The sequence below is a fragment of the Pseudoxanthomonas mexicana genome, from assembly GCF_010093385.1.
GTDB classification, from domain to species: domain Bacteria; phylum Pseudomonadota; class Gammaproteobacteria; order Xanthomonadales; family Xanthomonadaceae; genus Pseudoxanthomonas_A; species Pseudoxanthomonas_A mexicana.
The window spans coordinates 1-23,006 of record NZ_PDWV01000045.1 but is presented as its reverse complement, the minus strand read 5'-3'; the positions used below and the strand labels follow the sequence as shown (position 1 = coordinate 23,006).

General features: G+C 68.0%; 22 protein-coding genes and 1 pseudogene. 17 read left to right on the top strand and 6 right to left on the bottom strand.

The features are described 5' to 3' along the window. Nucleotides 1-519: 519 nt before the first annotated feature. The 3 genes from CSC76_RS14680 (at nt 520) to CSC76_RS14670 (ending at nt 2,214) form a co-directional block, all read left to right on the top strand. Nucleotides 520-909 (top strand): hypothetical protein, encoded by a 390-nt coding sequence (locus CSC76_RS14680; RefSeq protein ID WP_162110743.1) that lies wholly within the window; start codon nt 520-522, stop codon nt 907-909. Nucleotides 910-1,166: 257 nt separating this feature from the next. Further along, a complete protein-coding gene (locus CSC76_RS14675; RefSeq protein WP_162110742.1) occupies nt 1,167-1,583 on the top strand; it encodes an OsmC family protein in 417 nt (138 codons plus the stop codon). A 121-nt stretch (nt 1,584-1,704) separates the two neighbouring features. Then, complete coding sequence (locus CSC76_RS14670) at nt 1,705-2,214, top strand: HIT family protein (protein WP_162110741.1); 510 nt, start codon at nt 1,705-1,707, stop codon at nt 2,212-2,214. A 119-nt stretch (nt 2,215-2,333) separates the two neighbouring features. Here the strand turns inward: CSC76_RS14670 and CSC76_RS14665 are convergent, their stop codons facing one another. Beyond that, nucleotides 2,334-3,002, bottom strand: a complete 669-nt coding sequence (locus CSC76_RS14665) for a response regulator transcription factor (RefSeq protein WP_162110740.1) — start codon at nt 3,000-3,002, stop codon at nt 2,334-2,336. A gap of 114 nt (nt 3,003-3,116) precedes the next feature. Next, nucleotides 3,117-5,060: an acetate--CoA ligase gene (gene acs / locus CSC76_RS14660; RefSeq protein WP_162110739.1), complete on the bottom strand. Its 1,944-nt coding sequence runs from the start codon at nt 5,058-5,060 to the stop codon at nt 3,117-3,119. A 319-nt stretch (nt 5,061-5,379) separates the two neighbouring features. Here acs and CSC76_RS14655 point away from each other — a divergent pair, with 319 nt between their 5' ends. The 3 genes from CSC76_RS14655 (at nt 5,380) to CSC76_RS14645 (ending at nt 8,946) form a co-directional block, all read left to right on the top strand. Further along, nucleotides 5,380-6,762 carry a DcaP family trimeric outer membrane transporter gene (locus tag CSC76_RS14655; RefSeq protein WP_162110738.1) on the top strand — a complete coding sequence of 461 codons (1,383 nt, stop codon included), beginning with the start codon at nt 5,380-5,382 and terminating at the stop codon, nt 6,760-6,762. Nucleotides 6,763-6,773: 11 nt separating this feature from the next. Then, complete coding sequence (locus tag CSC76_RS14650; protein ID WP_162110737.1) at nt 6,774-8,435, top strand: MFS transporter; 1,662 nt, start codon at nt 6,774-6,776, stop codon at nt 8,433-8,435. Nucleotides 8,436-8,565: 130 nt separating this feature from the next. Next, nucleotides 8,566-8,946, top strand: coding sequence for a tautomerase family protein (locus tag CSC76_RS14645; RefSeq protein ID WP_162110736.1), 381 nt, complete (start codon nt 8,566-8,568; stop codon nt 8,944-8,946). A gap of 6 nt (nt 8,947-8,952) precedes the next feature. Here the strand turns inward: CSC76_RS14645 and CSC76_RS14640 are convergent, their stop codons facing one another. Next, nucleotides 8,953-9,285 (bottom strand): EF-hand domain-containing protein, encoded by a 333-nt coding sequence (locus tag CSC76_RS14640; RefSeq protein WP_162110735.1) that lies wholly within the window; start codon nt 9,283-9,285, stop codon nt 8,953-8,955. 84 nt (nt 9,286-9,369) lie between these two features. Here CSC76_RS14640 and CSC76_RS14635 point away from each other — a divergent pair, with 84 nt between their 5' ends. The 4 genes from CSC76_RS14635 to CSC76_RS14620 all read left to right on the top strand — a co-directional run bounded on the left by CSC76_RS14635 (nt 9,370) and on the right by CSC76_RS14620 (nt 14,499). Continuing rightward, the gene (locus CSC76_RS14635; protein WP_162110734.1) at nt 9,370-10,203 is read left to right on the top strand and encodes an ABC transporter ATP-binding protein; all 834 of its coding nucleotides are present in this window, start codon (nt 9,370-9,372) and stop codon (nt 10,201-10,203) included. Next, nucleotides 10,196-11,023, top strand: coding sequence for a bifunctional DNA-formamidopyrimidine glycosylase/DNA-(apurinic or apyrimidinic site) lyase (gene mutM / locus CSC76_RS14630; protein ID WP_162110733.1), 828 nt, complete (start codon nt 10,196-10,198; stop codon nt 11,021-11,023). Before CSC76_RS14635 ends, mutM begins: the two co-directional genes overlap by 8 nt. Before the next feature lie 82 nt (nt 11,024-11,105). Then, the gene (locus CSC76_RS14625; RefSeq protein ID WP_162110732.1) at nt 11,106-11,672 is read left to right on the top strand and encodes an ECF-type sigma factor; all 567 of its coding nucleotides are present in this window, start codon (nt 11,106-11,108) and stop codon (nt 11,670-11,672) included. Nucleotides 11,673-11,694: 22 nt separating this feature from the next. Next, nucleotides 11,695-14,499 carry a serine/threonine-protein kinase gene (locus CSC76_RS14620; protein ID WP_162110731.1) on the top strand — a complete coding sequence of 935 codons (2,805 nt, stop codon included), beginning with the start codon at nt 11,695-11,697 and terminating at the stop codon, nt 14,497-14,499. 6 nt (nt 14,500-14,505) lie between these two features. On the opposite strand, the gene CSC76_RS14615 is transcribed toward CSC76_RS14620, so the two are convergent. After that, the gene (locus CSC76_RS14615; protein ID WP_162110730.1) at nt 14,506-15,129 is read right to left on the bottom strand and encodes a thymidine kinase; all 624 of its coding nucleotides are present in this window, start codon (nt 15,127-15,129) and stop codon (nt 14,506-14,508) included. Between the two features lie 22 nt (nt 15,130-15,151). Further along, a complete protein-coding gene (locus CSC76_RS14610; protein WP_162110729.1) occupies nt 15,152-15,853 on the bottom strand; it encodes a sel1 repeat family protein in 702 nt (233 codons plus the stop codon). A gap of 122 nt (nt 15,854-15,975) precedes the next feature. On the opposite strand from CSC76_RS14610, the gene CSC76_RS14605 reads away from it, so the two are divergent. From CSC76_RS14605 to CSC76_RS14590, 4 genes are read left to right on the top strand one after another with little or no spacing between them, the layout of a single operon-like run. Then, complete coding sequence (locus CSC76_RS14605; RefSeq protein WP_162110728.1) at nt 15,976-17,952, top strand: UvrD-helicase domain-containing protein; 1,977 nt, start codon at nt 15,976-15,978, stop codon at nt 17,950-17,952. A gap of 58 nt (nt 17,953-18,010) precedes the next feature. Beyond that, nucleotides 18,011-18,397 carry a hypothetical protein gene (locus CSC76_RS14600; RefSeq protein WP_162110727.1) on the top strand — a complete coding sequence of 129 codons (387 nt, stop codon included), beginning with the start codon at nt 18,011-18,013 and terminating at the stop codon, nt 18,395-18,397. Between the two features lie 20 nt (nt 18,398-18,417). Continuing rightward, the gene (locus tag CSC76_RS14595) at nt 18,418-18,792 is read left to right on the top strand and encodes a VOC family protein (RefSeq protein ID WP_162110726.1); all 375 of its coding nucleotides are present in this window, start codon (nt 18,418-18,420) and stop codon (nt 18,790-18,792) included. A gap of 12 nt (nt 18,793-18,804) precedes the next feature. Continuing rightward, nucleotides 18,805-19,341, top strand: coding sequence for a DinB family protein (locus CSC76_RS14590; RefSeq protein WP_238394994.1), 537 nt, complete (start codon nt 18,805-18,807; stop codon nt 19,339-19,341). 9 nt (nt 19,342-19,350) lie between these two features. Here the strand turns inward: CSC76_RS14590 and CSC76_RS14585 are convergent, their stop codons facing one another. Then, complete coding sequence (locus CSC76_RS14585) at nt 19,351-19,995, bottom strand: YceH family protein (protein WP_162110725.1); 645 nt, start codon at nt 19,993-19,995, stop codon at nt 19,351-19,353. Nucleotides 19,996-20,111: 116 nt separating this feature from the next. On the opposite strand from CSC76_RS14585, the pseudogene CSC76_RS14580 reads away from it, so the two are divergent. The 3 genes and pseudogenes from CSC76_RS14580 to CSC76_RS14570 all read left to right on the top strand — a co-directional run. Next, nucleotides 20,112-21,019: pseudogene (locus tag CSC76_RS14580) on the top strand (5'-nucleotidase, lipoprotein e(P4) family). Further along, on the top strand, nt 21,019-21,741 hold the full coding sequence (gene pyrF / locus CSC76_RS14575) for an orotidine-5'-phosphate decarboxylase (protein WP_162110724.1): 723 nt from the start codon (nt 21,019-21,021) through the stop codon (nt 21,739-21,741). Before CSC76_RS14580 ends, pyrF begins: the two are co-directional and overlap by 1 nt. A 340-nt stretch (nt 21,742-22,081) precedes the next feature. Next, nucleotides 22,082-23,006 (top strand): hypothetical protein (locus tag CSC76_RS14570; protein ID WP_162110723.1); only part of this gene is annotated, 925 nt, incomplete at its 3' end.

Here is a 23,006-nt window from a genome sequence, read left to right as displayed (position 1 = left end):
TCGGACCGACCGGGTCCGCTTCGGGCGGGCCGGCTTAACTCACGCGTTAGGCCTCGGAACTGGCATGCGCATGATTCTGGCATTGACGCTCGCCCTCTCCGGGTGCGCGACTACCGGCGGCCCCTCCTGCACTCCAGGGGCGCCCTGTGATGCAAAGGGCAAACTCACGCTTCTGCCAGGCGAGCCTGCGTGGGCGGCGATTCTTGAGGCTGGACCCAACTGCTACAAGCTGTCCTTGCCGGAAGCATTTTATGATCACGCCAAGAAGTGGAACGGAACGTCCGTCGCCGTTGTGGGGGAAGGCTTTGAGCAATTCGCAGAAGATGACATGCTTTGGTTCGAGTACCGCGGGAGGAGAATGTCCATGGGCGCGTGCGATTACGGCACTGCGATATACGTAACCAAGATCTCTGGCCCTGCTGGCACGCTCCAATGGCAAACACCCGGGTCCGAGCTCTAACCAATCATTCAGGCCGACGTGCCTTCGGCAAGCGGTTTAACTCAGGCGTTTAGCTTCACATGGGCGATCAAAGGGACTTCGACAAACTCTTAACCTATCTTCGGCGCGTGCCTGCCATTTCTCCGTTAGCCATTGGTACCGGAAAGCTTGACGACGGCAACTGGTGGGTCAAGTTCTCGATTGATGTCGTCCACCCTCTTGCTTGGCACGTCGTCCAGGAGTTCGGCTGCGTGCTCAACTATCTGTCCGTCACAGAGCGGCTCCCCACAGTCTTCATGCCGATCTCTACAGCACCGTATCTCAACGGCGACCCCGAGGAGTATCTGTCTTGGGTCATAGAGTCCAAAAGCCCTTCATTCAAACCCGGTACGGTGGCAGACTGGCTCGAAGGCCGCCTTCCACGACCCGTGGATGATCTGTCGCAGTGGGTTTCGGCGTATGACGTCTAACAGATCAGTCAAGCCGAACCGATAGTTCCCAAGGCTTGGTGGAACACCCTGATTCACCTCACGATTCAACCTGCTTCGGGTGCCATGCACGAATGCGGCTCGCGAACGCTCTACCCACTTGGACACGGCCATTCCTCTACTACGTGGGGTGGGTAACGAGAGTGCGGTAGGCCATGCCTGACAGCCCACTCAACCCAAGTCCGCTCCGCCGACCGGCTTGACCCAAGCGCAAGGCCCGTCCATTCCGGAGATCCACGATGGAGATTTCAGCGATCGTCAAGAACGCGGGTAGTGAACACCTGGTTGCGGTGCGCACCGGGAGCGACACGCGACCGCTGTCCATTCCCGCCAAACACGCCGGGCAAGGCTTTGGTGTCAATGGCGGCGAGTTCCTGATGCTCGCCCTGGCCACGTGCTACTGCAACGATCTTTATCGCGAGGCCGCTCGTCACGGCATCACCCTGGACGCGGTGGAGGTGGAAGCCACCGCGCATTTCCCTGGCGTCGGCCTTGCCGCTTCCGATATCCGCTATCGCGCCAGGGTGGCCTCGCCTGCCGACCCCGCCACGATAGCCGCATTGCTTCAGCACACGGATGCCGTTGCGGAAGTGCACAATACCGTCAGGTCGGGCCAGCCCGTGGTCTTGGTCACCGAGTCGCCAATCGAGCCCTGACGGTTCGCCCAAGCCGAACCCGCCTCGGCCTGTTTGGAATCGCCTCGCGCCGGGCTATGCGTTCCCACGGCGCGGCCCGATTCGCGCCGCCCGCGCAAGATCCGCTTCAGTGGAGAAAGAAGTGCTCGAACTGCCCACCCGAGACCCGTGCGACCTGTGCATGATCGCCGCCGAGGAACGATGGAAGATCATTGACGAGAGCGAGCACGCGCTGACGGTGATCAATCCCTGGCAGTTCGAAGTGGGGCAGTGCTGCGTGATCACGCGCCGCCATGTCGCGACGCTGCTGGATCTTTCCGATGCCGAGTGCGCGGCCGTCATGGCCGCCGCGAAACGGATCGCGGAGTCGCAGATCCGCGCCTACCGGCCGCTCGGAATTCTGACGTTTCAGAACAACGGCGTGTACAGCGGGCAGGAAACGCCGCACTTCCATTTCCACGTGGTGCCACGCCAACCGGGCAGTGATTGGGGGATAGGGCCGCCGCAGCTGGCGACCTTCGACGGTGCAGGGCGCATGCAGGGCACCGTGCATGATCCCAGCGACGATGCCGCACGTCGGACGCGCGTGCGCGCATCCCGCGAGCAGCTTGCCGCCGCGGCGGCCCTGCTGCGGTCGCAGCTTCCGGCATAGTCCCCTCGCGCGCTCGCATGCACGCGGCGCGACTCACGAACAGGCCGGCTCGGTCGTCTCATCGTTCACACCGACGCGTGCCCTTGCCTCCACGCCATGCCGTGGTGCGAGGCTTCGCCCTACTCCGCCTCTTCGGGCGGCAACACGATGACGTCCGGGTCCACTGCCAGCCGGCCCGCGGCCAGCACCGCCTGGGTGCGGTTGGTGACGTGCAGCTTGCGCAGGATGGCGGTGACGTGGGCCTTGATGGTGGCTTCGGACACGCCCAGGTCGTAGGCGATCTGCTTGTTGAGGCGGCCGGCGCCCAGCATCTGCAGCACCTTGAACTGCTGCGGGGTGAGATCGCGCAGGCGCTGCGCGGTTTCCTGTTCGTCGCGGCTGGTGGCCGGCGCATTGTGCGCTTCATCGGGCACCCAGCGTTCGCCATCGAGCACGGCGCCGATGGCCTGGCCGATGGTGTCCGAATCGGCCGACTTGGGAATGAAGCCCAGCGCACCGTGGTCCAGCGCGCGCCGCATCACCGCCGGTTCCTCGCGCGCCGACACGATGACCACCGGCAGCTGCGGATGCAGCGCGCGCAGGTGCACCAGCGCGTTGAAGCCGTGCGCGCCGGGCATGTTGAGGTCCATCAGCAGCAGGTCGGCGTCGGGATGGGCATCGACCAGGGTATACAGCGCATCCACGCTGTCGGCCTCATGCAGCTTCACCCCAGGCATCACGCGCTGCACGGCGCCGCGCAGGGCTTCGCGGAACAGCGGGTGGTCGTCGGCGATCAGCAGGGTAGGCATGGGAGCGAGGAGTGAGTGGGGAGGAGTGAGGAGTGAGAGGTGCGGCTTCAGGATAGTCGAACGAAAGTGCTTCTGCTTTTACTCACTTCTCGCTCCTCTTATCTCACTCCTGCTTCACTGCACTTTGCGTTCTGCGACCAGCGACTCGACCACCGACGGATCGGCCAGCGTGGAGGTATCGCCCAGCTGCTCCGGCGCGTTTTCGGCGATCTTGCGCAGGATGCGGCGCATGATCTTGCCCGAGCGCGTCTTCGGCAGGCCGGGCGCCCACTGCAGGTGGTCGGGCGTGGCGATGGGACCGATCTCCTTGCGCACCCAGGCCACCAGTTCCTTCAGCAGCTCGTCGCTCTGCGCCTCGCCCGCCTTCAGGGTGACGTAGGCGTAGATGCCCTGGCCCTTGATGTCGTGCGGGAAGCCGACCACGGCCGCTTCGGCCACCTTCGGATGCGCCACCAGCGCACTCTCCACTTCGGCCGTGCCGATGCGGTGACCCGACACGTTGATGACGTCATCCACGCGGCCGGTGATCCAGTAGTAGCCATCGGCGTCGCGGCGGCAGCCATCGCCGGTGAAGTACGTGCCCGGGTAGGTGCGGAAGTACGTGTCGATGAAGCGCTGGTGGTCGCCGTAGACGGTGCGCATCTGGCCCGGCCAGGAATCCAGCAGCACCAGGTTGCCTTCGGTGGCGCCTTCCAGCTGCTCGCCGTTGGCGTCCACCAGCGCGGGACGCACGCCGAAGAACGGCAGCGTGGCCGATCCGGGCTTCAGGTCGATGGCGCCGGCCAGCGGGGTGATGAGGATGCCGCCGGTTTCGGTCTGCCACCACGTGTCGACGATGGGGCAGCGCGCGTCACCGACCACGTCGTAATACCAGCGCCAGGCCTCGGGGTTGATCGGCTCGCCCACGCTGCCCAGCAGGCGCAGCGAGGCGCGCGAGGTCTTCTTCACCGGCGCTTCTCCCTCACGCATCAGCGCGCGGATGGCGGTGGGCGCGGTGTAGAAGATGGTGACCTGGTGCTTGTCGATGACTTCCCAGAAGCGCGACACGCTGGGGTAGTTGGGCACGCCTTCGAACATCACCGAGGTGGCGCCGTTGGCCAGCGGGCCGTAGACGATGTAGCTGTGGCCGGTGACCCAGCCCACGTCGGCCGTGCACCAGTAGATGTCGTCCTCGCGCAGGTCGAACACCGCCTCGTGCGTGTACGCCGCATACAGCAGGTAGCCGCCGGTGGTGTGCAGCACGCCCTTGGGCTTGCCGGTGGAACCGGAGGTGTAGAGGATGAAGAGCGGGTCCTCGGCGTTCATGCGCTCGGGCTCGCACTCGGCCGGCTGGGCATCGACGACCGCATCGAACCAGCGGTCGCGCGGCATCTGCATGTCCCCTGCACCGCCGGTGTGGCGTACCACCAGGACGGTCTCGACGGAGTTGGTGCCCGGCAGCTTCAGTGCGGCATCCACGTTCGCCTTCAGGGGCACCTTCCTGTCGCCACGCAGGCCTTCATCCGCAGTGATGATCAGCTTGCTGCCGCAGTCGGCCACGCGGTCGGCGATGGAGTTGGGCGCGAAGCCGCCGAACACCACCGAATGGATCGCGCCGATGCGCGCGCAGGCCAGCATCGCCACGGCGGCATCCGGGATCATCGGCAGGTAGATCGTCACGCGGTCGCCCTTCTGCACGCCCAGCGCGCGCAGCGCGTTGGCCAGCCTGCACGTACGTTCGTACAGTTCGCGGTAGGTCACGCCGTAGGACGGCGAGTCCGGGCCATCGGGTTCGAACAGCAGCGCGACCTTGTCGCCGCGCTCGGCCAGCTGGCGGTCCAGGCAGTTCACGCTGGCGTTGAGTTCGCCATCGGCGAACCAGCGGATGTGGAAATCGTCCAGGGCGTAGCTGACGTCCTTGACCTGGGTGGGCTTCCTGAACCACTGCAGGCGTTCGGCCGCCTGGCCCCAGAAGGCGTCGGGATCGTCGATGGACGCCTGGTAGTCGCGGAGGTACTGCTCGCGCGTGATGCGGGCCTTGGCCGCGAATTCCGGCTTGACCGGATACAGATCAGTCATGAGGTCCTCCCGGGACGTTCCTGTGATGCGCCGATTCTGAGGCATGGATGAGAGCCGGGCGAAGCACGGCATGACATGCAGCACAGCGCCGGCGCCACGAGTTTGACGCATACGGTCGTGCGGCATCGCAGCATCCGGCTTAGACAATGGTCGTAAAGCCGAAGGGTGCTGCCTGCGACCGGGCGTCGCACCCCTTATGCAGCAAGGGTTTCTCCGACGGCGCGCCGCGTTACGACTAATGGCGAATAGGCGCCGTCGGCGCACAGGCGCAAGTCTCCGTCAGCCGCGCAACGCGGCCATCAACCTTTCGGGAGGGGTTATGACCCAACGTTCCGCACTCATGGCGCGACGGCCACTGGCCGCTGCGCTCTTCGTCGCCCTGATCGCGCCGGGAATGGCGTTCGCGCAGACTGCCAAGGAGAAGGCGCTGGAGGCCCGCGTGGCCGAACTGGAGCGGCAGGTGCAGCTGCTGCTTTCGTCGCAGCAACAACAGCAGACCCAGATCACCACCACCCAGGAGCAGGTCACGCAGGTGCAGGCCGCGCAGGCCGCCAAGCCGGCCGTGCCCGCGGGCAAGCAGCCGATCCAGGGCACCACCATCATGACCGCCGCCAACCCGGGCACGACGTTCTCGTACGGCGGCTTCATCAAGATGGACGCGATGGCGACCGACACCAGCGATGGCCGCATCGCCGACGGTTCTTCCGGCCGCCTGTTCTACGTGCCCAGCACCATTCCGGTGGCCGGCGCGGGCGCCGACGGCGGCGACCCGTATGCCGACTTCCATGCGCAGTTCTCGCGCTTCTGGCTGAGCGCGGACCACGTGACCGACAGCGGCGACAAGTTCAAGGGCTTCGTGGAGATGGATTTCTTCGGCGGCGGCAGCAATGCGCTGGCCGGCAACGAGACCGCCACCAACACCTACGCCGTCACCCTGCGCCATGCCTACGTCAGCTGGAACAACTGGCTGGCCGGCCAGACCTGGTCCAACTTCATGGACGTGGCCGCGCTGCCGGATGCGGTGGACTTCGTCGGCCCGACCGACGGCACGGTCTTCGTGCGCCAGGCCCAGCTGCGCTACACCCAGGGCCCGTGGTCGTTCTCGGTGGAGAATCCGCAGACCACGGTCACGCCGTACCGCACCGGCACCCGCTTCAACAGCGGCGACAACGCCCTGCCCGACGTCACCGCGCGCTGGCTCACCAAGGGCGACTGGGGCCACTTCACCGTGGCCGGCATGGTGCGCCAGTTCAAGCTGCTGGACGAAACCGACACCGGCGCCTCCGTCAGCGTGTCGGGCAAGTTCAACCTGGGCAAGAGCGACGACATCCGTTATGCGGTGAACGCCGGCCAGGGCATCGGCCGCTACCTGGCCTTCGGCGTGGGCAGCGACGTGGTGACCGAAGCCGATGGCGACATCAGTGCGCTGGACGGCTACGGCGGCTTCGTGGCCTGGCGCCACGTGTTCAGCCCGAAGGTCCGCACCAACCTGATGTACTCGGCCTCGCACTTCGACAACGACGCCGCCATCACCGGCTTCGGCGTCACCGAGCGCACGCAGTCCATGCACGCCAACGTGATCTATTCGCCGTTCCCGAAACTGGACCTGGGCGCCGAACTGATCTACGGCCAGCGTTCGCTCGAGGATGACCGCGAAGGCGACCTGAAGCGCCTGCACACCACCGTCAAGTACACATTCTGAGGGGAATCCGCATGAGCTCCACGACCGTGAAGCATTCCGCCGCAGGCGAGCTGACGAAGGGCCACAAGAAGGTCATCTTCGCCTCCAGCCTGGGCACCGTGTTCGAGTGGTACGACTTCTACCTGTACGGCTCGCTGGCGGCGATCATCGCCAAGCAGTTCTTCAGCGGCGTCAATCCGACCACCGGCATGATCTTCGCGCTGCTGGCGTTCGCGGCGGGCTTCTTCGTCCGTCCGTTCGGTGCGGCGTTCTTCGGCAGCCTGGGCGACCGCATCGGCCGCAAGTACACCTTCCTGGTCACCATCCTGATCATGGGCATCTCGACCTTCCTGGTCGGCGTGCTGCCCAACTACGAAACCATCGGCATGGCGGCGCCCGTCATCCTGATCCTGCTGCGCCTGGCGCAGGGCCTGGCGATGGGCGGCGAGTACGGCGGTGCGGCCACCTACGTGGCGGAACACGCGCCGGACGGCAAGCGCGGCCTGTACACGGCCTTCATCCAGACCACGGCGACGCTGGGCCTGTTCCTGTCGCTGCTGGTGATCCTGGCCTGCCGTCTGTCGCTGGGTACCGAGGCGTTCGAAGCCTGGGGCTGGCGCATCCCGTTCCTGGGCTCGATCATCCTGCTGGGTGTGTCGGTGTGGATCCGCCTGCAGCTGAGCGAGTCGCCGCTGTTCCAGCAGATGAAGTCGGAAGGCAAGGGCTCCAAGACGCCGTTCCGCGACTCGGTGAAGGGCGGCAACCTGAAGCTGATGCTGCTGGTGCTGTTCGGCGCCACCGCCGGCCAGGCCGTGGTGTGGTACGGCGGCCAGTTCTACGCGCTGTTCTTCCTGCAGAGCATGCTGAAGGTGGACCCCCCGGTGTCCTACCTGCTGATCGCCGCTTCGCTGGCCCTGGCCACGCCGTTCTTCCTGTTCTTCGGCTGGCTGTCGGACCGCATCGGCCGCAAGAAGATCATCATGGCGGGCTGCCTGCTGGCGGCGGTCACCTACATGCCGATCTTCAAGGGCATCACCCACTCCGCCAATCCGGCCATCGAGGAGGCGCGCGCCACATCGCCCGCCGTCGTGATCGCCGATCCGGCCACCTGCAGCTTTCAGTTCGATCCGGTGGGCATCCGCAAGTTCACCAGCTCGTGCGACGTGGCCACCGCCGCACTGACCCGCGCGGGCGTGCCGCACTCGATCCAGGCCGGTCCGGTCGGCAGCGTCGCGCAGGTCCAGGTGGGCGGCGCTACGGTGACCTCGTACGAAGCCGCCGGCCTGTCCAAGGAAGACGCCAAGGCACAGGGCGACACCTTCGGCGCGGCGCTGAAGGGTGCGCTGACCAGCGCCGGCTATCCGGAAAAGGCGGATACCGCGCGCATCAACATCCCGATGACCCTGTTCCTGCTGTGGGTGCTGGTGATCTACGTGACCATGGTCTACGGCCCGATCGCCGCGTACCTGGTGGAACTGTTCCCCACCCGCATCCGCTACACCTCCATGTCGCTGCCGTACCACATCGGCAACGGCTGGTTCGGCGGCTTCCTGCCGGCGATCTCCTTCGCGCTGGTAGCGGGCACGGGCAACCTGTACTACGGCCTGTGGTATCCCATCGGCATCGCGGTGATGACGCTGGTCATCGGCACGCTGTTCCTGCGCGAGACCAAGGACGTGGACATCACGAAGTAGTTCTACAGTCCTCCCCCGCCGGCCCTACCCAGGGTCGGCATCCCGACGCCGGCTTTCGTGGCCGGCGTTTTTCTATTTGGACGCAGAACGACGGAATAAGCTGGCCGTCCGGCTCACCTGGAAACGCACCATGCCCCTGATCACGCTTACCGTCCACAAACCGAAGGACGCGGCCTTCAAGTCGTCTGTGCTCGACGCGGTGCACGCCGCGCTGGTCGCGTCCGGCGTTCCCACCGCCGACCGCTTCCAGCGTGTGCTGGAACTGTCGGACGAAGACTTCCGATACGACCCGGGATACCCGGATGTCGCCGGCGCGCGTGGCGAGGACTTCGTCCTGATCGAGATCCTGTGGTCGGCCGGGCGCAGCGTGAAGGTGAAGAAGGCGCTGCTTGCCGACCTGATGCAACGTTTGCAGGCCGCGGGGCGGGATCCCGAGAATGTCATGGTCTGCTTCAAGGAAACGACGTGGGAGAACTGGGCGTTCGCCGGCGGTCGCCTGATCCACACCTGAGACGCGTCACTGCGGAGGTGCGGCGAGCTCCTTCACGTTGAGGAAGCCATCGCGGTCCACGTCCTGGCGGCGGAAGCGCTCGGCCAGCTGGGCCAGGTGCGCTTCGCGGGTGATCGGCTTGCCACGCCCGCCCGGCAGCTCATCCGCCGACAGGGTGCCATCGCGGTTGCGATCCATGCCCTCGAAGGCGTAGCTCATCCAGGCCTGGTATTCGGCCAGGCTGACACGACCATCGCGGTCATTGTCCATCCGCGCCAGATAGTCGCCGGTGGCGGTGACCTGGGCCCGCACGGCGCACGGCAGGCAGGCGAGGGCGAGGACGAGCAGGCGGGCGTACATGGCCGCATTGTAGGGCGATGGCCTGCGAGGCGGAGGTGGCGCGGATTCGGGTACGCTGCACCGGCTCGCCCCCGCCCCACTCCGATGAACCTGTCCCCCTCTCCTGCCGCGACGCCGCCGCTCGCGCCCCTGTTCGAACTGGACCGCGCCACCGTGGTGCGCGGCGCCACCCGCGTCCTGCACGACCTGTCGCTGCGCATCCCGCTGGGCCAGCACACCGCGATCCTCGGCCCCAACGGCTGCGGGAAGTCCACCTTCATCAAGTTGATCAGCCGCGAGCTGTATCCGCTAGCACGCGAAGGCGACGCGCCGGTGAAGGCGGTCGGCCTGCGCCGCTGGAACGTGAATGAGCTTCGCAACCGCCTGGGGCTGGTGACCAGCGACCTGACCCGCGACCTGCAGCAAATGCCTTACCTGCGGGTGGAGGATGCGGTGATCACCGGCTTCTTCTCCAGCTTCGTCGTGCCGCCGCACCGGCAGGTCGACGCCGACATGCGCGCGAAAGCGCGGCGCGCGCTGGAGCAGGTGCGCGCGACCCCACTGGCCGACCGCCAGGTGGCCGAACTGTCCACCGGCGAGATGCGGCGCGTGCTGATCGCGCGCGCACTGGTGCACGAACCGCAGGCCCTGCTGCTGGACGAACCCACCGCCGGCCTGGACCTGGTGGCGCGCCGGCATTTCCTGGGCCTGATGCGCAGCCTCGCGCAGCGCGGGATCACCCTGGTGCTGGTGACCCACCACATCGAGGAGATCATTCCGGAGATCGACCGCGTGCTGTTGTTGCGCGATGGCGCGGTCTGCGCGGACGGCGACCGTGCCGGCACGCTGACCGGAGCCCAGCTGAGCCATGCCTTCGGTGGCCCGGTGCAGGTGCGCCAGGAGGGCGAGTACTACGGCGCGGTGCCCGGCCATGCCTGAGCTGCCCGAGGTCGAGACCACCCGCCGAGGACTGGCGCCGCACGTGGAGGGCAGGCGCATCCAGGCGGTGACGCTGCGGCGGCCCGACCTGCGCTGGCCTATCCCGCCGGAAGTGGCGCGCGACCTGCCCGGTCAGCGCATCCAGGCCGTGCGGCGCCGGGCGAAGTACCTGCTGATGGACACCGAGGCCGGCAGCGCACTGCTGCACCTGGGCATGTCCGGCAGCCTGCGCGTGCTGCCGGCGACCACGCCGGTGACGGCGCACGACCACGTCGACATCGCCCTGGCCGGCGAGCGCGGCAGCGCGGGCCGCGTCCTGCGCTTCAACGATCCGCGCCGCTTCGGCTGCCTGCTGTGGCAGCCCCCGGGCCAGATCCACCCACTGCTGCAGGGACTGGGGCCAGAGCCGTTGTCGGACGCGTTCGACGGCGACTACCTGTTCGCGATGAGCCGCGGACGCAGGGCGCCGGTGAAGACCTTCCTGATGGACCAGGCGGTGGTGGTGGGCGTGGGCAACATCTATGCCGCGGAGAGCCTGTTCCGCGCGGGCATCTCGCCGCTGCGGGCCGCCGGCAAGGTCTCCCGCGAGCGCTATGCGGCGCTGGCCGATGCGGTGAAGGCGATCCTGGCCTACGCCATCACCCGCGGCGGCACCACCTTGCGGGATTTCCTCAGCCCGGACGGGGCGCCCGGCTATTTCGAGCAGGAACTGTCGGCCTATGGTCGCGGCGGCGAACCCTGTCCGCGCTGCGGCCGGCCGATGAGGCACGCCAGCATCGGCCAGCGGGCCACGGTCTGGTGCGGGCACTGCCAGCGCTGACGCCTTGCGGAGACCGGCCCGCCCTCACGTCATGTGAGGCAAATGACGTTATATTTCCGCCCTTGGCACGTGGGGAAGACGGATGGCCGACGCGACTGACATTACCTTGTGGCTGGACTCGGCCAGGGGCGGCGACCGCGCCGCGCTGGACCGCGTGCTGGCCACGCTGTACCAGGAACTGCACACCATGGCCCGCCGGCAGCTGTCCGGCCAGCACGGCTATACGCTGGACGCCACCGCGCTGGTGCACGAGTCGTACCTGAAGCTGCTCGGCTCCACCGGCACGGCGAAGTTCGAGGACCGCGCGCATTTCTTCGCCTATGCCGCATCCTCCATGCGCAGCGTGGTGGTCGACTACGCGCGCAGCCGGCTCGCGCGCAAGCGCGGCGGCGACCTCAAGCGCGTCGCCGACATCCCGGAAGAAGTGGAAGGCAACCTGCGCCTGGACGAGGACATGCTGGCGCTGAACGATGCGCTGGAGAAGCTCGCCGCCGCCGACGAGCGCCTGGCCCAGGTGGTGGAGATGCGCTACTTCGCCGGCCTGTCGGAGCTGGAGATCGCCGAACTGCTGCAGCGCTCCGAGCGCAGCATCCGCCGCGACTGGCAGAAGGCGCGCATGTTCCTGCTGTCGGCCATGCAGGACAGCTGAGGCCGGCGCGCAGCGCACCGCGATGGACGCCGAACGCTGGCAACGCCTGTCGCCGCTGCTGGACGTCCTGCTTGAGCTCGATCCGGAGGCGCGCGCGCAGCAGCTGGAGATCCTGCGCGCGGACGATCCGGAGACCGCTCGCGAACTGGAAAAACTGCTAGCGCTGGAAGAGGAAGGCGACGACTTCATCGACCAGCCCCTGGTGGACAAGCCCGGCCAGCTGAAGCCCGGCATCCGCATCGGCCCCTACCAGCTGGAATCCATGCTCGGCGAGGGCGGCATGGGCATGGTGTGGCTGGCCTCGCGTGCGGACGGCCTGTACCAGCGCCGCGTCGCGCTGAAGCTGCTTCGCCCCGGCCTGGCCGACCCCAACCTGCGCCTGCGCTTCACCCGCGAGCGCGAGATCCTGGCGCGGCTCGAACATCCCAACATCGCGCGCCTGCTGGACGCCGGCATCGGCAGCGAAGGCCAGCCGTACCTGGCGCTGGAATACGTCGAGGGCGTCTCGATCACCGACTACTGCCAGGCCAACAATATCGGCCTGGAGGAACGGCTGAGGTTGTTCCTGCAGATCTGCGAGGCGGTCAGCCACGCGCACGCCAACCTGATCGTCCATCGCGACCTGAAGCCGTCCAACATCCTGGTGACGCCCTCGGGCGAGGTGCGCCTGCTGGACTTCGGCATCGCCAAACTGCTGGACGACCCGGAGCCGGTACCCGTGCATCCGCGCACGGAGGTGCGCGCCTTCACGCTGCACTACGCCGCACCGGAACAGGTGCGCGGCGAACTGGTCACCACCATGACCGACGTCTATTCGCTGGGTGTGGTGCTGTACGAACTGATCGCCGACACCAAGCCCTACCGCCTGCGCCGGCAGACCGATGCGGAGTGGGAACAGGCCATCCTCGCGGTCGAACCGCTCAAGCCCTCGGTCGCCACACTGCGTACCACGGACGGCAGCCGCAGCCGCTGTCCGGATGCGCGACGCAACGCCCGCCGCCTGGCCGGCGACCTGGACAACATAGCCCTGAAGGCCCTGCGCAAGGCGCCCGAGCAGCGTTATCCCTCGGTGGAGGCGCTGTCGCGCGACCTGCAGCGCCATCTGGAGGGCCGGCCCGTGTTGGCGCGTCCGCAGAGCCTCGGCTACCGATTGCAGAAGTACCTGCTGCGGCAGCGCTGGACGCTGGCCATCGGCGGTCTGGCGACCGCGGTGCTGGTGGCGGCGCTGGCGGCCAGCCCGTGGCAGGGCCGGCAGGCCATGCGCGAAGCCGCGCGTGCGCAGGCCATGCAGGACTTCGTGATCGGCCTGTTCGACAACGCCAGCGCTTCGCAACAGGGCAGCACCTTCGACGCCCGCGAACTGCTGGCCGCCGGCGAGCGTCGCGGTATGCGTGAGCTTGCCAGCCAGCCGCTGGCGCAGGCCGAGCTGCTGGGCGTGATCGCGCGCCTGCGGTTGGGCCTGGGCGACTACCGCGAATCGCTGGCATTGCTGGAAAAGCAGGCGCGCGTGCTGGACACCACGCCCGATGCACCGGACAGCCTGCGCCTGCAGGCCGCCACCCAGCACGGGCGCGTGCTGCGCCTGCTCGGCCGTTCGCGCCAGTGCGTGCAGGCGATGGCGCAGATGGAGGGGCGGTTACCGGGCCTGTCGTCGCGCTTGCCGCTTCCGGTGGCGGAGTTCCAGTCGCAGAACGGCCGCTGCCGTGCCGATGCGGGCGAGAAGCAGGTGGCGCGACAGATGTTCGATCGCTCGCTGGACACCCGTCGTTCGTTGAAGGACGAGGCCGGCGTGGCGGAAAACCTGCGCGACCTCGCCCAGCTGGACGTCGAGCTGGGCAATGCGGAGGCGGGCGTGCGCGGCTATCGCGCCGCCCTCGCGCACCTGCAGGCACATGGCTATGCCCGGCATCCGCTGGTCATCGAGATCCAGCGCAGTCTGGCCCTGCTGTACCGCAATCGCGGCGAGACCGACGCGGCGCTGGCCTCGTTCCAGCGCGCACGCGAACTGTCCGAGGAGATCCATGGGCCGCGCCACCCGCTCACCCAGGCCTTGCGGCGGCACATCGCGGCCGTGCATGTCGACCAGGGCCGGCTGCGCCAGGCGGACGAGGAACTGCGACTGCTGCATGCGATGACGCTGGAGACCTTGGGACCGCGCCATCGCGACGCCGCCTCGAGCTGGAACTCGATGGGCATCATCGCGTGGGAACGCGGCGATGACGCCACCGCGGTACGCGATGTAGCGCGGGCCATCGCCATCTGGCGCGAGAACGAGAGCCTGCAGATCCTGCCCGGCGGCCTGTTCAATTACGGCATGGTGTTGCACAGCGCCGGCCGCCACGACGATGCGCTGGCCGCCCTGGAAGAATCCCGCCGCATGCGCGTGGCCACGATCGGCGCCAGCCATGCGCTGATCGGCGAGACCGACCGCATGATCGGCGAAGTGTTGGCCGCCAAGGGCGACCTGGACGGCGCCACCGAGCGCTTCGACCGCGCGGTACGACTCACCCGGGTGGGCTTCGGACCGGAACACCCGCGTACCTGGTTCGCGGAATTGTCGCTGGCGCGGCACCAGACCCGGCTGGGACGTCCCCAGCAGGCCCTCGCGCTCCTGCAGACGCTCGCCCGCCACGAGGGCGACGGCAGCGAAGCACCGAAGCTGCGCTGGCTGGCGCGCGGCTATCTTGCCGAAGCACGGTGCCGGATGGGCGAACGCGAACGCGCGCAACGCGACCTCGACGCCCTGGCCGCCGAGCTGCGCAGCGCGCAGCCCGACGGCGGCGTCATCCCGCGCGAGATCGCCGCGCTGCGCGCGGCCTGCCGCTGAGGCGACTCACTCCAGGGGGAGCCCGGGCTGCAGGGGATCGATGCGTCCCTCGCCGCGGGCGATCTTCTTGAACTCGGCGCGGCTGACCGACACATAGCGCTCGTTGCCGCCGATCTCCACCTGCGGCCCATCCTGCACCGCCAGGCCCTGCTCATTGACCCGCACGGTCATGGTGGCCTTCTTGCCGGTGTGGCAGATGGTCTTGATCTCGCTCATCTCGTCGGCCCAGGCCAGCAGGTACTGGCTGCCCTCGAAGAGTTCACCGCGGAAGTCGGTGCGCAGGCCATAGCAGAGTACCGGGATGCGCAAGGCATCCACCACCTCGCTGAGCTGCCAGACCTGCGCACGGGTCAGGAACTGCGCCTCGTCCACCAGCACGCAGTCGAGCTTGCCGTGCGCGGCGATGTCGTCGCGGATCCAGCGCTCCAGGTCGTCGTCCCGCTCGAAGGCGACCGCCTCCGAGCGCAGGCCGATCCGTGACGCCACCACCCCGGCGCCGGCGCGGTCGTCCAGCCGCGGCGTGAGGATCGCCACCCGCATCCCGCGCTCGCGGTAGTTGTGCGCGGACTGCAGCAGCGTGGTGGTCTTCCCGGCATTCATCGCCGAGTAGTAGAAGTAGAGCTTGGCCATGCGCGGATTCTACCGCGGCGCATCACCGGTCCTTCCGTTCCGGAAGTTGCGCCGGCGGAGGCGGTACGTTCTCGACATCACCGACCCGGACCCGCCCTTTCAGCGGCGCTTTCCAGATCGCGTCCTGCAGTTCCCAGTACTTCTCCGGCTGCCAGTACTTGGGCGCGAAATACTGGTCCCCGCTCAGCGTCATCCCGGTGCCGGCCAGAGGCCCGGTGAATGGAACGATGGTGAGGTTGCCGACATAACCGACCCGGCTCCCGGTGACGCGGCGCTTTTCGCGCCGGAGGATCTTCTCCAGCCGCGGCTTGGCGACATCGTCGCCGTACTCCGCCATGAGCGGCTGGCCCCGCGCCAGCGCATCCCGTTGCTGCGCCTCGTCCAGCGCGCTCCACATGCCCTCTCGCCGAACCAGGAAGTCGTGGTAGAGCCGCTCGGCCGCGATATCCATCCAGGCATATGCCAGTGGCCGATCCATCGCGACCCCGACGCCATTCCAGTACATTTCGGCGATCATCGCCTGCGCCGGCTTGTCGCCATGGAACGCCGCGCGCCTGAATGCGGCCAAGGCCTCGTCGTAGTCTTTCCGTTCGTACGACCGGACCCCTTCCGCGCGCCAGCGCAGGTCGGGATGCGCGGCGAGGAAACCCTCTGTCAATACCGCGGGATCGATCTTCTCCTCCTGCGCGACGGCGGGCGCGCTTGCCAGGACGAGGGCCACCATCAGCGCTCGGAGCGGTAGTGCATTCATGTGGCGGACCTGCGTCTGGAGGGAGACGGATGCCATGCTAGAAGAAGCCGGCCGCCGTTGTCTGTAAACTGACGACCTACGCAGAAGTACGCCCCATGCACGGTCTCAACCCCCCCCAACGCGCCGCCGTCCTTCACAGCAAGGGCCCCCTGCTGGTGCTCGCGGGCGCCGGCAGCGGCAAGACGCGGGTGATCGTGGAGAAGATCGCGCACCTGATCGCCGGCAACCATTTCCCGGCGCGCCGGATCGCGGCGATCACCTTCACCAACAAGTCCGCCAAGGAAATGCGCGAACGCGTATCCAAGCGGATCAAGGGCGACGCGGCCGAAGGCCTGACGATCTGCACCTTCCACGCGCTCGGACTGAAGTTCCTGCAGATCGAACACGCCGCCGTGGGCCTGAAGCGCGGCTTCTCCATCTTCGACGCCGACGACGCCAGCGCACAGGTCAAAGACCTGATGTACGGCGCCAAGCCCGACGAGGTGGAGATGGCGAAGAACCTCATCTCGCGTGCGAAGAACGCCGGCCTCTCGCCGGAGGAAGCGCTGGCTGCCGCACGCACCAACCGCGAGAAGGAGGCGGCGCTGCTGTACCAGCGCTACCAGGACCGGCTGACCACGTTCAACGCCGTCGACTTCGACGACCTGATCCGGCTGCCGGTGCAGGTGCTGGAAAACAATCCGGAGGTCACCGCCGCTTGGCGCGAGCGCATCGGCTACCTGCTGGTCGACGAATGCCAGGACACCAACGACGCGCAGTACCGCCTGCTGAAGGCGATCGCCGGCGAGCGCGGCGACTTCACCTGCGTGGGCGACGACGACCAGAGCATCTACGCGTGGCGCGGCGCGAACCCCGACAACCTGATGCAGATGGCGAAAGACTACCCCGCCCTGCAGATCATCAAGCTGGAACAGAACTACCGCTGCAGCAACCGCGTGCTGCGCGCCGCCAATGCGCTGATCGCCAACAACCCCCACGAACACCCTAAGAAACTGTGGAGCGACCAGGCCGACGGCGAGCGCATCCGCGTGTGGGAATGCCGCGACAGCGAACACGAGGCCGAAAAGGTCGCGGCCGAGATCTCCTTCGTGCATGCGTCCAAGAGCGCGGCCTGGAGCGATTTCTGCATCCTGTTCCGCGGCAACCACCAGTCGCGCGCGCTGGAAAAGGCGCTGCAGCTGCTGCGCATTCCCTATCACCTGACCGGCGGCACCGCCTTCCTGGAACGCCAGGAAGTGAAGGACGCCCTGTCGTGGCTGCGCCTGCTGGTGAACCCCGACGACGATGCCGCCTTCCTGCGCGCGGTGCAGTCGCCCAAGCGCGAAGTCGGCGCGACGTCGCTCGCGAAACTCGCCGAGATGGCGCAGCACGCGCACCTGCCGCTGTCGCGCGCCGCCGAATCGATGGGCGCGCTGAAGGCGCTGCCGCCGCGCGCGGCCAACGGCCTGAGCGCCTTCGTCGACATCCTGCGGGACCTGCGCCGGCATGCCGAGGAACTTCCGCCGGCCGATCTGGTGCGACGCCTCAGCGAACGGTCCGGCCTGCTGGCCGACCTGCGCGCGCAGTGCAAGGACGAGGCCTCGTTCCAGCGCCGCCGCGCGAACCTGGACGAATTGGCGGACTGGTTCGAGGGCGGCCCGCGCGGCAGCTCGGCCGGCGACCTGGCCGCGCAACTCGCGCTGCTGTCGCGCAACGACAAGGACGACGGCGGCAACCAGGTGCGCCTGATGAGCCTGCACGCCGCCAAGGGACTGGAGTTCCCGTACGTGTTCATCGTCGGCTGCGAGGACGGCACGCTGCCGCACGAGACCAGCGTTGAGGAAGGCAATCTGCAGGAAGAACGGCGCCTGATGTACGTGGGCATCACCCGCGCCAAGATCCAGCTGTGGCTCAGCCACAGTCGCGAGACCCGCCGTTTCGGCGAACGCCTGCGCCTGCAGCCCAGCCGCTTCATCGACGAGTTGCCCGCGGAGGAACTGCAGCGCGACGGCGCGGACCCGGTGGCGGATGCCGAACGCAAGAAGGAACGCGCCAGCGCCGGCCTGGCCGCGATCCAGGCGATGTTCGACTGACGCGCAGCGACGACGGTTGCGCTACGCTGCGCGGCATCCCATACGTACGGAGCGGGGCATGACGCGCGACAGCAGGGCTTGGCGGTGGATCGGCTTCCTGATCGCCCTGGTCGGCGTAGGCTTTCCTTACTGGCAGCTGGCGCCGGAGCAGGCCGGCCTGCCGCGCGCCCTCTACGGGCCCGGGCTGGTGGCCGTGGGCGTGATCGCCATGCTGCTGCGTGCGTTCGGCACGGGCCGCTTCCTGCCACTGTGGCTGCTGATCTCGGCGGCCGTGCCGGTCGCTGTGCTGGTGCGGATTGCGATGAATGCAGCGCGCGGCGTCGCCGGCACCGGCCCGGCGGTGGCGGACGTGGTGGTCGGCTTCGGCCTGGGCCTGGGCGCGTCTCTGGTCGGCATGCTGGTGGGAAGCCTGTTCCTGCTGCGCAGCAGCCGGCGGCCGAAGTGATGCCGGAAGGAGGCACCGCGATGGAACCCCGCCTTTCCGGTATCCGCCAGATCGCCATCACCGTGAGCGATGTCGATGCGGCGCTGGCGTTCTACCGCGACGTGCTCGGCCTGCCGTTCCTGTTCCAGCCAGCGCCGACGCTCGCATTCCTGGACGCCGACGGCATCCGCCTGATGCTGACCACGCCGCAGGGCGCCGGCACAGCGGGCGCAAACTCGATCCTTTACTTCCAGGTGCAGGACATCGTCCCCACCCAGGCGGCGCTGGTGGCGCGCGGTGCGACGGAGGAACGGCCACCGCAGTTGGCCGCGCGCATGCCGGACCACGAGTTGTGGACCGGCTTCCTGCGCGATCCGGACGGCAACCTGGTCGGACTGATGGAAGAGAAGCGCTGACAGGAACGGGACGTGACCGCTGATGCATGCATGACGCTGCTGGCGTCCTACAACCAATGGATGAACCGGCGCCTCTATGAGGCGGCCGCGACCTTGCCGGATGAGGCGCTGGCCGAGGATCGTGGCACGTTCTTCGGTTCGGTGATCGGCACGCTGAATCATCTGGTGGTGGCCGACACGATCTGGCTCAAGCGGTTCGCATCGGCCGCCGATGACTCATCCGTGCTTGCCGCGCTGGACGACACGCCGATGCCGACCGCGCTGGACGCGGTGCCGTACCCGACGCTTCCCGCACTGCGTGCACGGCGCGAATGGCTGGATGCGTTGATCCTGCGCTGGGTGGACACGCTCACGCCGGCGCAGGTGGCGTCCCGCCTGACGTACACCAACACGAAGGGAGCCACGTTCACGCGCAGCGTCGAGGGCCTGCTCACGCATCTGTTCAACCACCAGACCCATCACCGCGGACAGGTCACCACCCTGCTGTCGCAGGCGGGCGTGGACGTGGGCGTGACCGACCTGCTGGCACTGCTGCCGGACGAAGACTGACGCTCAGGCTTAGCGTGTCGCGAGCAGATCGGCCAACTGTTCGCGCAACGCCGCAACCTCGCCCTCCAGCGCGGCGACGCGCGCTTCGAGTTCCGCATGCGCGGGCTCGCCGGCCGAAGCGGACGGCAGCCGTGCCGTGATCGCGGCCACGTCCACCGGACCACAGAGCAGATGCATGTAGCGGTCTTCCCGCTGCCCCGGCCCGCGCGGGATCTGCACGGCGAGCGCCGTTTCGCGCTGGATCATGCGGTCGAGGTGATGGCGAACATCGTCCGCATCGTTGAACTTGAACAACCGTTCGCTGCGCGCGAGCAGTTCGTGCACCGTCTGCGCGCCACGCAGCAGCAGCAATCCCAGCAGCACGGCCTGCTGTTGCGGAATGCCGAAGAACGCCGCGGTACGGTGCTCGTAGCGCTCGGCGCGCGAAGAGAACACCTGCTTCGCCAGGCCCTTCTGCTCCAGCTGCCGCAGCGCATGGTTCACCGCACCGGGATCCAGCGCCATCACCGGCTCGCGCGCGGTCTTCTGGTTGGCGGCGGCCTGCGCGGCGTTCACCGTCAGCGGGTAGGTTTCCGGCGTGGTGGCTTCCTTCTCGATCAGGCAGCCCAGCAGGCGGGCCTCGGCGGCATTCAGGACGGGCGCGGTGTCTTCCATGGAGGCATCGGGAACAGGAACGGCGGGGCGGCAGGATAACCCGTGCATCGCGGCATCGAACGACGGGTGTCATACCGGTCGGCTAGAATTCCGGCACTTCGATGACCGGACCTCTCATGCGCGTTTCCCTGCTCACCGCCGGCCTGGCGGCTTCGTTGCTGACCCTGTCCGCGTGCAAGCGCACCGAACCCGCGGCCATGCCGTCCGAGCCCGCGGCACCCGCTGCCACCGCGACCCAGGCCAAGCCCACCGGCACGCACGACAACCTCAATGCCGTGGCCTGGGTGCAGACCTCGGTGGAATACCGCGCGATCACCACCCAGACCTTCCGTGCCGCCGCCGACCACCTGGATGCCGCGCTGAAGGAAAAGCCCTGGGATGCGCTGGTCCCCGACGAGCGCGGCAACGCCGCCATCGGCCTGAAGCCTGCCGTGGTGATGGACGTGGACGAGACGGTACTGGACAACTCGCCGTACCAGGCCCGCCTGATCCGCGATGGCAAGGAGTACGACGAAATCAGCTGGGACCAGTGGGTGGCCGAGAAGAAGGCCAAGCCGCTGCCCGGCGTGGTGGATTTCGCCAAGGCCGCGGCCGAGAAGGGCGTGACCATCTCTACATCTCCAACCGCGCCGTGCACCTGAAGGAAGCCACGCTGGCCAACCTGCGCGAAGCGGGCCTGCCGGTGGCCGACGACAGCGTGTTCCTCGGCCCGGGCACGGTGCTGGAAGGCTGCGAGCAGAACGGCAGCGAAAAGAACTGCCGCCGCCGTCTGGCCGGGCAGAAGTACCGCGTGCTGATGCAGTTCGGCGACCAGATCGGTGACTTCGTCCAGGTGGAAGCCAACACCCGCGAGGGCCGCCAGACGCTGTTCGACGAGTACGACGACTGGTTCGGCGAGCGCTGGTGGATGCTGCCCAACCCGACCTACGGCTCGTGGGAACCCGCCCTGTTCAACAACGCCTGGGACCAGCCGGCCGCTGCCCGCACGCAGGCCAAGCGCGACGCGCTGGACTACGCGCCGTGATGGCGCGCGGTCCCGTCGCGCTGACTCCGCGCGAGCGCCTGATCTTCGCGCTGGACGCCCCCTCCGGCGCAGACGCGCTGGCGTGGGTCGACCGGTTGGGCGATGCGGTGCAGTTCTACAAGATCGGCATGGAGCTGCTGGCCAGCGGCGACTACTTCAGCGTGCTGGACGAACTCGCCAGGCGCGACAAGCGGGTGTTCGTCGACCTGAAGTTCTTCGACATCCCGGCCACCGTCGCCGGGGTGATCCGCGGGCTGTCCCGCTGGCCGGTGACCTACGCCACCATACACGGCTGGCATGCCGGGATGATGGAAGCGGCCGCCGCAGCGCGCGAGGGCGACCTGCGACTGCTGGCGGTAACCGTACTGACCTCGATGGATGGCAACGATCTGCGGGCAATGGGCATCAACAGCGGCGAACCGGCGGACATCGTCGTTCAGCGCGCGCTGGCCGCGCAGGCGTCAGGCATCGACGGCGTGATCTGCTCGGGGCAGGAAGCCGGCATGATCCGCGCCGCCACCGGCCCGGGCTTTTCCATCGTCTGTCCCGGCATCCGCCCGGGGGGTCCGGTGGGCGACGACCAGAAGCGCACGGTGGGCGTGGCCGAGGCCTTCGCCCTGGGCGCCGATGCCATCGTGGTAGGCCGGCCGATCAGCAAGGCAACCGATCCGAAGGCCGCTGCCGAGGCCATCCAGGCAGAAATCGCGGTAGCGGCCAAATAGAATCAATAACTTATATAGAGTTATTTCAGGTGTTGCCTTAGCATTCGGGCGCAGGTAGTCTGTGCGCGTCCGGCCTTTGGGCCGGAGATGTGCCACAACACTTCGTCCTCCGGCTTCGGCCGGATTTCAGGGGACCCGCGGCGTCGCAAGACACCGGGTCCCCTTTTTTATGCCGGCGGGGAACGGGGGGACGATCTTTTCCCGGCGTCGTAGCGCCCAGGGACCCCGCCATGTTCCATTCCCCGCTCCCCATTCCCGCCGCCGCTTCCCAACTGCGACGCGCATGCTTGCCGCTCCCCGCGCGGACCGCGAAGATGCGGGGCGACTGGGGAGTCACTGGATGAAGCCGAAGCCCTCTGCGTCCGTCGTGCGTGCGCTGGCCGCCCTCGTGCTGCCGCTCGCACTGCTGGGCGCCTGCAAGAAGCGCGTTCCCGAGGAACTCGCTGGCGCCGCCAGCGAGCCGGCAGCGGCCGTACGCCAGCTGGCCGCCCACCTGCAGCGCAACGACCTGGAAGGCTTCGCCCGCGACGCCGTGCCGCCCGCCACGCATGCACGGCTGGACGCGGCGTGGCGCGCCGGACAGAGCCGCTGGCCGCTGACCGAGCTGCCGCTGGACGACAAGCTGGTGCCGATGCTCGCCGCGCTGGCCGCCCCGGATGCGGAAAAGACCCTGCAACGCGGCTTCGACCGCCAGTTCGCGCGGCAGGACCGCGACCTGAAGGAAGCCGCGCGCACGCTGGGCCTGTTCGGCGTGCAGTACGTGAAGAACGAGGGCGACTACACCCAGGAAGAACGCGACCACTATGCACAGGTGATCGCGGCGCTGGGCGAGTGGGCGCAGCAGGCGCCGCTTGGCGATCCCGCCCTGGCGCGCACCACGCTGTCGCGGCTGGCGCCCGCCGCCCGCCGCAGCGGGCTGACCACCGAGCAGGCACTCAGCGATGCCGGGATGACGGGCAGCCTGCGCCGGCTGACGCCGTTCTTCATCGAGGCGAAGGCGACGTTCGCGCGCTATGGCCTGCCCCTGGACACCACGTTCGCCGACCTGCGCACGGGCCTGGTGGACCAGAAGGGCGACGCGGCCACCGTGCGCATCCACTATCCGCTGGGCGAGCGTGAGATCGACACCGTGGTCAGTCTGACCCGGCGCGAGGGCCGGTGGTACCTCAGCGACTATCTCCGGCACGCCGATGACGTGCTGGCCGCCGCGGCGGCGGCGCCAGCGCCCCCGTCGCCCCCGTCGCCCCCCCCACCCGCCACCCCGC

Excerpts from the sequence above, each read along its gene's own strand:
- CSC76_RS14595 (WP_162110726.1), top strand. The coding sequence starts at position 18,418 with ATGGAACCCCGCCTTTCCGGTATCCGCCAGATCGCCATCACCGTGAGC.
- CSC76_RS14615 (WP_162110730.1), bottom strand. The coding sequence starts at position 15,129 with ATGGCCAAGCTCTACTTCTACTACTCGGCGATGAATGCCGGGAAGACC.
- CSC76_RS14585 (WP_162110725.1), bottom strand. The coding sequence starts at position 19,995 with ATGGAAGACACCGCGCCCGTCCTGAATGCCGCCGAGGCCCGCCTGCTG.
- mutM (WP_162110733.1), top strand. The coding sequence starts at position 10,196 with ATGCCTGAGCTGCCCGAGGTCGAGACCACCCGCCGAGGACTGGCGCCG.
- CSC76_RS14655 (WP_162110738.1), top strand. The coding sequence starts at position 5,380 with ATGACCCAACGTTCCGCACTCATGGCGCGACGGCCACTGGCCGCTGCG.
- CSC76_RS14650 (WP_162110737.1), top strand. The coding sequence starts at position 6,774 with ATGAGCTCCACGACCGTGAAGCATTCCGCCGCAGGCGAGCTGACGAAG.
- CSC76_RS14645 (WP_162110736.1), top strand. The coding sequence starts at position 8,566 with ATGCCCCTGATCACGCTTACCGTCCACAAACCGAAGGACGCGGCCTTC.
- CSC76_RS14675 (WP_162110742.1), top strand. The coding sequence starts at position 1,167 with ATGGAGATTTCAGCGATCGTCAAGAACGCGGGTAGTGAACACCTGGTT.
- CSC76_RS14625 (WP_162110732.1), top strand. The coding sequence starts at position 11,106 with ATGGCCGACGCGACTGACATTACCTTGTGGCTGGACTCGGCCAGGGGC.
- CSC76_RS14665 (WP_162110740.1), bottom strand. The coding sequence starts at position 3,002 with ATGCCTACCCTGCTGATCGCCGACGACCACCCGCTGTTCCGCGAAGCC.
- CSC76_RS14605 (WP_162110728.1), top strand. The coding sequence starts at position 15,976 with ATGCACGGTCTCAACCCCCCCCAACGCGCCGCCGTCCTTCACAGCAAG.
- CSC76_RS14600 (WP_162110727.1), top strand. The coding sequence starts at position 18,011 with ATGACGCGCGACAGCAGGGCTTGGCGGTGGATCGGCTTCCTGATCGCC.
- CSC76_RS14620 (WP_162110731.1), top strand. The coding sequence starts at position 11,695 with ATGGACGCCGAACGCTGGCAACGCCTGTCGCCGCTGCTGGACGTCCTG.
- CSC76_RS14680 (WP_162110743.1), top strand. The coding sequence starts at position 520 with ATGGGCGATCAAAGGGACTTCGACAAACTCTTAACCTATCTTCGGCGC.
- CSC76_RS14635 (WP_162110734.1), top strand. The coding sequence starts at position 9,370 with ATGAACCTGTCCCCCTCTCCTGCCGCGACGCCGCCGCTCGCGCCCCTG.
- pyrF (WP_162110724.1), top strand. The coding sequence starts at position 21,019 with ATGGCGCGCGGTCCCGTCGCGCTGACTCCGCGCGAGCGCCTGATCTTC.
- CSC76_RS14610 (WP_162110729.1), bottom strand. The coding sequence starts at position 15,853 with ATGGTGGCCCTCGTCCTGGCAAGCGCGCCCGCCGTCGCGCAGGAGGAG.
- CSC76_RS14640 (WP_162110735.1), bottom strand. The coding sequence starts at position 9,285 with ATGTACGCCCGCCTGCTCGTCCTCGCCCTCGCCTGCCTGCCGTGCGCC.
- acs (WP_162110739.1), bottom strand. The coding sequence starts at position 5,060 with ATGACTGATCTGTATCCGGTCAAGCCGGAATTCGCGGCCAAGGCCCGC.